This window comes from Bordetella tumbae, from assembly GCF_965139195.1.
Lineage (GTDB): Bacteria > Pseudomonadota > Gammaproteobacteria > Burkholderiales > Burkholderiaceae_B > Bordetella_A > Bordetella_A tumbae.
Map to the genome: position 1 here is coordinate 247,448 of NZ_CBCSJH010000004.1, position 7,803 is coordinate 255,250.

The window sequence follows — 7,803 nt, forward strand, 5'->3', positions numbered from 1 at the left end:
CTTGCGCCGAAAAATTTTCAGCTTTCGGTCAGTATGGCATCGTCCTCCGTGTCCAATGCCCTGAGCGGGCGGCGTTGCTGCGCGCCATCGGGCAAGGTCAGGCCTTTGGTCAATTCCAGGGCTTGGCGCTCGAGCAAACGGCGATACAGGCCGCCTTCGCGTCGCATCAGGGCGTGATGATTGCCTTCCTCGACGATGCGGCCTTTATCCATGACCAGCAAACGGTCCATGGTACGTATCGTAGACAACCTGTGTGCAACCACCAGCGTCGTGCGCCCGGCCATCAGGCGTTCCATGGCTTGCTGGATCAAGGCTTCGCTCTCGCTGTCCAGGCTCGATGTCGCTTCGTCCAGTATCAGGATAGGCGCATTGGCCAGAAACGCGCGCGCAAGGGCCACTCGTTGGCGTTCTCCGCCAGAGAGTTTGACACCACGCTCACCCACCATGGTTTCATAGCCCTTTGGCAATGCCATGATGAAATCATGGGCACTGGCCTGGCGGGCGGCCTGTTCGATTTCCACACGCGTGGCGTCCGGCCGGGCATAGGCAATGTTTTCAGCCAGCGTGCGGTGAAACAGCACAGGCTCCTGCTGTACGATGGCGATCTGGCTGCGCAACGAGGCCTGCTGTACCTCAGCAATATCCTGGCCGTCGATGGCGATGCGGCCGCTGTTGATGTCATAGAGACGTTGGATCAGCTTGATGAACGTCGTCTTGCCAGAGCCTGAATGGCCTACCAGGCCCACGCGTTCGCCGGGCTTGATGCGCACCGAGAAATCGTCGTATAGCGCGACAGGATGTGCGCCATATCGGAACGTGACGTTTTCAAAACGGATCTCACCCGCCTGGATCGCAATAGGATGCGCATCGGGTTTGTCGCTCACGCCTAGCGGCTGTGCGTGCAGCGAGACGAGCTCTTCCATATCGTTGACCGAACGCTGCAGGTTACGAATGTGCATGCCGATATCGCGCAGATAGCCCTGCAGGATAAAGAACATCGTCAATGCAAAGGTGATGTCACCGACGCTGGCTTGTCCTTTGGCCCAGAGCAGCAGGGCAGAGCCCAGAATGGCGGCTTGCATGGCTGCGAGCATGAGGCCCTGTACGCCACCGTTGAGCGTGCCGCGCACCCAGCCCCGCCGGGTACGGTGGCGCCATTTGCCTAGGATGCGCTCCAGTCGGATCTCTTCGCGCGACTCCGCGCCAAAGGCTTTCACGACCGCATTGCAGGTCACGGCATCGGCCAAGGCGCCGCCCAGCCGCGTATCCCAGGCATTGCCCAGGCGTGCGGCGGGCGCGACAAAACCCAATGACAAGGCGGCCGTCACCGAGATGTACACCAGTGATCCCACGCCCACCACCAGCCCCATGATGGGCCATTGCACACCCAGCAGAATGGTCGCGCCCACCAGCATGCCTATCGATGGCAATAACGCTATCAACAAGGTGTCGTTGAGCAAGTCCAGCGCCCACATTCCGCGCGTGATCTTGCGCACCGTCGAGCCGGCGAAGCTATTGGCATGCCAATCCGTAGACAGTCGCTGTACACGATGAAATGCGCGCGAGGCAACCGCGGTCATCATGTTCAGCGTGAGCTTGATGATGTTGAAGTACACCAGTTGCAGAAAGATCGTGCTGCCTAGCGCCAACGCGGCCAACGCCCAGAATGCGGTCGTTGCCATATCCCAGGCGCCAGGGCCGCTGGAGATGCCCGCCGCCACTGCGTCGACCAGCCGTCCGGCAAACATGGGCGTCAACACATCCGCTGTGGCCGAGAGCAGCACCAATAGAATGATCAGCAGAACGCGCCAGGGCTGCTCGCGCCAATGCCGGAACGTAAAACCTAAAACGTCCTTAAACGCTTGTCCGCGAAAATCGATTTTTCTTCGAGCCATTTTTTATTGCCCGGTATCGTGAGGAATGCCGGGGCTTTCAACAAAAGCAATAGAAAGACACATTGCCGCGCGTCCGTAGAGGCGGATAGGCCGAGCAAAATGTCTGGAATGGGCGATAGGCTGCCGCAAGTGCGCAGAACGCGTACTTACAAGCGAAAAGAGCTTGGCGGGCGGCCCAGCGCCAGCGACGACTTAAAGGTGTCGCGGGTCCACGCTGGGGATAGCATTGCGAACGATGGACATCAGACGCCTCCCTGGTGGTGAGTGAAATGGTGGAAGAGGGGGTACAACAAGATGGGCGGCAAACACCCAAGGACAAATGATATCAGCCAAGGCTTGACAATGGCAATTCATTCAGTCCTGTTTCTGTGGTGGATGCAACACTGCCTCGCCGTGCCGGCGGGTCAGCAGCGCAGCGCTGGCATCAGCGAGCTGCGACGACCAGCACTTCGGCGATTTCCCGGCTGACGGTACGCATGCGATGGGGGAGTTCCGAGTCGAAATATACCGAGTCGCCGCAATCCAGCCGGAACTGCCGTTCGCCGACGTGGACCTCGACCGAGCCTTTCAGGACCAGCATGAATTCCTCGCCTGGGTGCGGGAATACGGCTTTATCTGCGGGAAACTTGCGCGGCGGGCGCACGACAAAGGGCTCCATCGTGCGGATCTTGCGCCGGCCGGCCATGGATTGGTAGTGGTAGCCGACATGGGTGCCATCGCGCACCAGAGGCTCCCGGTCTGCCACGCGCACGATGCTGGTGGTTTCTTCTTGTGCATCCATGTCTGCGCCGACCAGCTGCGACACACCGATATCGTAGGCCTGCGCCAGGCGGAGCACCGTGGAAATGGAGGGCTCGCTCAGGCCGCGCTCCAGTTTGGACAGGTAGCTCTTTGTCAGGCCCGTACGCTGGGCGAGTTGCTCCAGCGAGAGGTCTTGTTGGCGGCGCAGGGCGCGAAGTCGGTGTGGCAGGTCTTGCATAGGCAATTCGGATCAGGTCAGCACGTCAGTATGGGTGCGCAGGGCTCGACGTGCATAATACGCGAAGCCGATCTGTGACCGTTTTGGCGTCAAGATCCAATCGTGGGCCTCCGCGCCGAGCTCCGGCGGGATGGGCCGGATCGTGCCGGCGCTCATGGCCAGCAATTGCATGCGGGCTGCGCGCTCGAATTGCAGTGACAGCACGCAGGCTTCTTCGATCGTCGTCGCTGCTACCAACATGCCGTGGTGCGAGAGCAGGATGGCGCGCTTGTCGCCCAGGGCTGCCGAGATGATTTCGCCTTCTTCGTTTCCAACGGGCACGCCAGGCCATTTTTCCAGAAACGCGACATCGCCATACAGCGTGCAGTTGTCCATGTGCGAAACCTCGAGCGGGACCTCCAGCATCGACAGCGAGGCGACATGCAACGGATGCGTATGAATAATGCACTGCACGTCAGGCCGGGCGCGATAGATCCACGAATGAAAACGGTTAGCCGGGTTCGGCATGCCGTCGCCTTCTTGTACGTGCAGGTCTTCGTCGACCAGCAGTAGATTGCTGGCCGTGATTTCGTCAAAGCCCAGCCCCAGGCGCTGGGTGTAATAGCTGCCCGAGGTTTCTGCGCGCGCGGTGATTTGTCCGGCCAGCCCGGAATCATGGCCGCCGTCAAACAAGATGCGGCAGGTCAGCGCGAGACGTTCGCGCGGTGTCCACTGCGAGTCGGCGAATTGACGGCGCATTTCGGCCTGGGCTTTCTCGATCAGTTCTTGTTTGGACAGGTGCATGGTGTCTGCCATGGTGCTTCCTTTCGTGTGATGTTTTGCGTTGTGCGTTATGACTGATAGGTCGTGCTGCGCGATCGGCCATCCCTGATGCGCACGATGACGTGTGCCATGTCTCGGGACCTCAAGCGCGGTACGGCCATCAGTCCAATCGAATATGGGCCCGTTGGATGATGTCGGTCCATTTCGCTTTTTCGGCGGTGATGAACTGTTGATATTCCTCGTTGGTTCCTTTGTACATCTGCGTCCCCTGCGAGGCCAGGCGTTCACTCAGCGCAGGCGAGGACAGGGCCTTTTGCAGGGCTGTATTTAACGTAGCGGCAATCGGCGCCGGGGTGCCGGCCGGGACATACAGCCCATTCCAGGAACTGATTTGCAGTTGGGGAACATGCACGTCTGCGCTGGTAGGCACACCAGGGGCCGAGGGCAGGGGGCTGGGATTTGCCAGTACCAGCGCTCTGAGCTTGCCGGCCTGGACCTGCGGCATGATGACAGGGATAGCGTCCATGACGACGTCGACTTGGCCGCCCATCGCTGCGTTGACGGCTTCGATGCCGCTCTTGAACGGCACATGCGTAATGTCGACGCCGGACGTGAGTTTCAGCAGCTCCAGACCCAGGTGCGGTGAGCTGGCGTTGCCCGCGGAGCCGAAATTCAGCTGGCCGGGATGGGCCTTGGCATATGTCACAAACTGCGCAAAATCCTGAGCCTGGACGCTGGGATGAACGGCGAGCATAAACGGTGAGCTCGATACCATGCCGACCGGCAGAAAATCGCGATTCGGGTCATAGGAGATCTTGTCGCGCACGAGCGGATTCACGATCTGTGTGCCGACCGTACCCAGGAACAGGGTGTAGCCGTCCGGGGCGGACGTGGCCGCGAGTTGCGCGCCGATCACGCCGCCAGCGCCAGGGCGGTTTTCAATGATCACACTCTGTCCCAAGGCGTCTCCCAATTCCTTGCCCACCTGGCGCGCCACGATATCGGTGATGCCGCCCGCACCAAAAGGCACGATGAGCCGCACGGCACGCTCCGGATAGGGTTGCGCCGCGACGGTGCTGCAGCTGACCGCAAAAAAAAGGGCGGAGATAAGAAGCCTGGATATACGCATGATTTTTCCCTGATGCTGATTGTAGTTAAAAACGATTCCTTAATGACACGAAGTGTCCTATAGATTTATGTGTGTCATCAAGGCCCAATGCGTAGGGGATTTCCCGGAAGGGAGTGGGCAGGCTGGCCGCTTATGCCGATGCGCACGTCTCAGGGTTATTACTGATGTGCTCGTCTACGTCATTTCCGTAGGATTGACTTATTGTCATACAATCAGATAAAAGGAGACGGTCTTGGAAAACCAGGAAATTGGCTTTGTCGGGTTGGGGCGCATGGGTCTGCCCATGGCGCGGAATCTGCTGAAAGCCGGATATGCGGTGCATGCATTCGACGCCTCCGAGCAGGCTCGGGCCGCTGCGAAAGACAGCGGAGCTGTCTTGGCAGACAGTGTCAGGGCGCTGGCGGATCGAGTCGGGACGATATGTTTGAGCCTGCCGACACCGGCGATCGTGGAATCTGTCTTGCTGGAGTTACGGCAAGGCGCAAAGGTCCGCCGGGTGATCGATCTGTCGACGATAGGTATCAGGGCCGCGCGACGCGCCCAGGAGATCGTCAGTGAGCGCGGCATCGAGTGGATCGAAGCCCCGGTCAGCGGCGGTGTCACCGGCGCTGCGGCAGGGACGTTGACCTTGATGGTGTCGTGCGCTACGGGCGTTCGCCATCAGGTCGAGCCGATATTCCAGGCACTGGGCAAGGTGCTTTACGCCGGCGAGGCGGCGGGTCTGGCGCAAGCGGCGAAACTGGCCAACAACATGTTGTCGGCGGCGGCGTTGGTGGCCTCGTCCGAAGCGCTTTCCATGGCAACAAAGGCAGGCGTCGACCCGGCCGTCGCGCTGGAAATCATCAACGCCAGCAGCGGCCGTAATACGGCGACCACGCACAAGATCCCCAACGAGGTTCTGACCCGCCGTTTTCAAGTGGGATTTGCCAACAAGCTGTCCCACAAAGACGTGACGCTTTGCATTGAAGAGGCTGCGTCCATGGGCATTCCCATGCCTGTCAGCGTCGCGATACGCGAGATGCTGGCGATCACCACGGCGACCTTTGGCCAGGACGCCGATATTTCGGACGTCGCCCGTGTCATGGAGCAATGGGCCGGCATCACGATCCGCGGGCACGCAGATCCCCAGTAAATACCGGTGCGTTCGTGATTTTCACGATCTGCCGGGCTTGACGCCGCAGGCATTTCTTTCTGCGTGTCAGGCTGTTCCTTTTTGATTAACGCTTTTCTCACTGTCAAGGAAGACTATGAACAATGAACTGTACGAAAAAGGCCTGAAAGTCCGACGCGAAGTGCTGGGCGCCGAACACGTGGACAAGTCGATCGCCAATGCGACCGATTTCAATCGCATCGCTCAGGAAATCACGACGACGGCGTGCTGGGGATTGTGCTGGGCCAATGATGACCTGACGCGCCGTGAACGCAGTCTGGTAAATCTGGCCATGATCAGCGTGCTGAACCGTCCGCATGAGTTGTCGTTGCATGTCAAAGGTGCCTTGCGCAACGGCTTGAAAGAGTCGGAGATCCGCGGCGCGCTGACTCACGTGGCGATTTATGGCGGTATTCCGGCGGGGATGGATTCGTTCCGGATCGCCTCTGAAGCGATCAAGGAATATCGCGAAGCACAAGCCGCCGGGACCGAGAAATAGGCGTATCCGGCGTCTGAGGCCGGGGATGACAGCACAACAATAACTGAATTGGCCCCCTGCATAGACCAGCGCGATATGCAGCGTTGAACGGGGCCGTTCAGATCCGGCCGTTCATTTTTAATGCTGAACTGACATCCGCCTGAGACAAGGTGGAGGGAGACACTCATGCGTAAATTTCTTCGCCCCGTGCTGGCGACGACCCTGGTCGTCCTCGCGAGTGCGGCACACGCGGCGTATCCAGAGAAACCAATCACCATGGTGGTGCCTTATGCGCCAGGAGGCTCTACCGACGCGCTGGCCCGCATTGTCGCCGAGGCCATGGGCAAGGATCTCGGCACGACCGTTATCGTTGAGAACCTGGGCGGTGTCGGTGGCGTGCCAGGGGTACAAAAGTTCTTGCGCGCGGCCAACGATGGCTACACGATCATGTTCAGCAACATGGGTTCGTTTGCGATTGCGCCGACCCTGTATCGCAGCATGAAGTTCGATCCCAAAACGGAAATGGAGCCCATAGGCCTGGTTGCAGAGGTGCCGATGGTGCTATCGGTCAGTGCGGCCAGCGGCATCAAGAACCTGCCGGATTTGCTCAAACGATTGCGCGATCAGTCTAAGCCCAGCGTGAACCTGGGCAATGGCGGCCCGGGCAGCACGGCGCACATCGGGGCGGAATATTTTCTCTATCTGACGAAGACGAAAGCGCAGATGGTTCCGTATCGCGGCACTGGACCCGCCTTGGTCGATCTGATGGCCGGCACGGTCGACATGCTGATCGATCAGACCGTCGCCATGATTCCAGCCAGCAAAGGCGGGCGAGTGGTGCCTTTGGCGGTCGCCAGTCCCGAGCGTATTTCGCAAATGCCTGACACGCCGACGTTTGCCGAGGGCGGCGTGCCGGAGTTCGATATCGCGGTGTGGAACGCCTTGGCAGCTCCGAAAGATACGCCCAAGGATCGGGTGGACAAGCTCGTCAATGCCCTGAATTATGCGCTGGACGATCCAAAGGTAAAGGCCTCGTTGGATTCATCGGGAGCGTTGGCGCCGCAGGGCGAGCGGCGCGGCCCCGGCGAGATGGCGCGCTTGACGAGCAAAGACCTGGACCGCTTTGCTAAATTGATTCATGACGCGAATATTCCTATTAATCCCTAGGAATCGGATTTATTGGCTTGGGCAGCATGGACAAGCCGATGGTTTAGTGCTTGTTGCTTAAGCGCTGACTGGCGTTTTTTAATCGCTGTTGGTGTTGTGGGCGTTTGCTGCTGTTGATTGTCTCTCTGAAGGCGTCCCTGTCGCGTGCCTGGGCGTGGTGCCGGGCCTATCGCACGGACTCGGCCCGTGACCAGGGGCCTCGGTCCGCTGCGCGGACTAAATCCGTGCTCAACGGCCCGGCAC

The 7,803-nt window shown here is 59.7% G+C and carries 7 protein-coding genes; 3 read left to right on the top strand and 4 right to left on the bottom strand.

The window, feature by feature from the left end; translation table 11 throughout:
- Positions 1–17: 17 nt before the first annotated feature.
- From ACNA0J_RS08000 to ACNA0J_RS08015, 4 genes are all read right to left on the bottom strand, one after another.
- Complete coding sequence (locus ACNA0J_RS08000) at positions 18–1,895, bottom strand: ABC transporter ATP-binding protein (RefSeq protein ID WP_415818192.1); 1,878 nt, start codon at positions 1,893–1,895, stop codon at positions 18–20.
- Positions 1,896–2,319: 424 nt separating this feature from the next.
- Positions 2,320–2,874, bottom strand: a complete 555-nt coding sequence (locus ACNA0J_RS08005) for a helix-turn-helix domain-containing protein (RefSeq protein WP_094820811.1) — start codon at positions 2,872–2,874, stop codon at positions 2,320–2,322.
- Positions 2,875–2,886: 12 nt separating this feature from the next.
- On the bottom strand, positions 2,887–3,669 hold the full coding sequence (locus ACNA0J_RS08010; RefSeq protein ID WP_415818194.1) for an aldolase: 783 nt from the start codon (positions 3,667–3,669) through the stop codon (positions 2,887–2,889).
- A gap of 127 nt (positions 3,670–3,796) precedes the next feature.
- Complete coding sequence (locus tag ACNA0J_RS08015) at positions 3,797–4,765, bottom strand: Bug family tripartite tricarboxylate transporter substrate binding protein (protein ID WP_415818196.1); 969 nt, start codon at positions 4,763–4,765, stop codon at positions 3,797–3,799.
- Positions 4,766–4,997: 232 nt separating this feature from the next.
- Between ACNA0J_RS08015 and ACNA0J_RS08020 the strand changes: the two genes are divergently transcribed.
- From ACNA0J_RS08020 to ACNA0J_RS08030, 3 genes are all read left to right on the top strand, one after another.
- A complete protein-coding gene (locus ACNA0J_RS08020; RefSeq protein ID WP_415818198.1) occupies positions 4,998–5,897 on the top strand; it encodes an NAD(P)-dependent oxidoreductase in 900 nt (299 codons plus the stop codon).
- A 115-nt stretch (positions 5,898–6,012) separates the two neighbouring features.
- Complete coding sequence (locus tag ACNA0J_RS08025; RefSeq protein ID WP_094820814.1) at positions 6,013–6,414, top strand: carboxymuconolactone decarboxylase family protein; 402 nt, start codon at positions 6,013–6,015, stop codon at positions 6,412–6,414.
- Positions 6,415–6,579: 165 nt separating this feature from the next.
- Complete coding sequence (locus ACNA0J_RS08030; protein ID WP_415818200.1) at positions 6,580–7,560, top strand: Bug family tripartite tricarboxylate transporter substrate binding protein; 981 nt, start codon at positions 6,580–6,582, stop codon at positions 7,558–7,560.
- Positions 7,561–7,803: the final 243 nt, after the last annotated feature.

Bases quoted from the DNA above. Each gene is read 5' to 3' on its own strand.
- ACNA0J_RS08000 (WP_415818192.1), bottom strand. From the start codon at position 1,895: ATGGCTCGAAGAAAAATCGATTTTCGCGGACAAGCGTTTAAGGACGTT.
- ACNA0J_RS08005 (WP_094820811.1), bottom strand. From the start codon at position 2,874: ATGCAAGACCTGCCACACCGACTTCGCGCCCTGCGCCGCCAACAAGAC.
- ACNA0J_RS08010 (WP_415818194.1), bottom strand. From the start codon at position 3,669: ATGGCAGACACCATGCACCTGTCCAAACAAGAACTGATCGAGAAAGCC.
- ACNA0J_RS08015 (WP_415818196.1), bottom strand. From the start codon at position 4,765: ATGCGTATATCCAGGCTTCTTATCTCCGCCCTTTTTTTTGCGGTCAGC.
- ACNA0J_RS08025 (WP_094820814.1), top strand. From the start codon at position 6,013: ATGAACAATGAACTGTACGAAAAAGGCCTGAAAGTCCGACGCGAAGTG.
- ACNA0J_RS08030 (WP_415818200.1), top strand. From the start codon at position 6,580: ATGCGTAAATTTCTTCGCCCCGTGCTGGCGACGACCCTGGTCGTCCTC.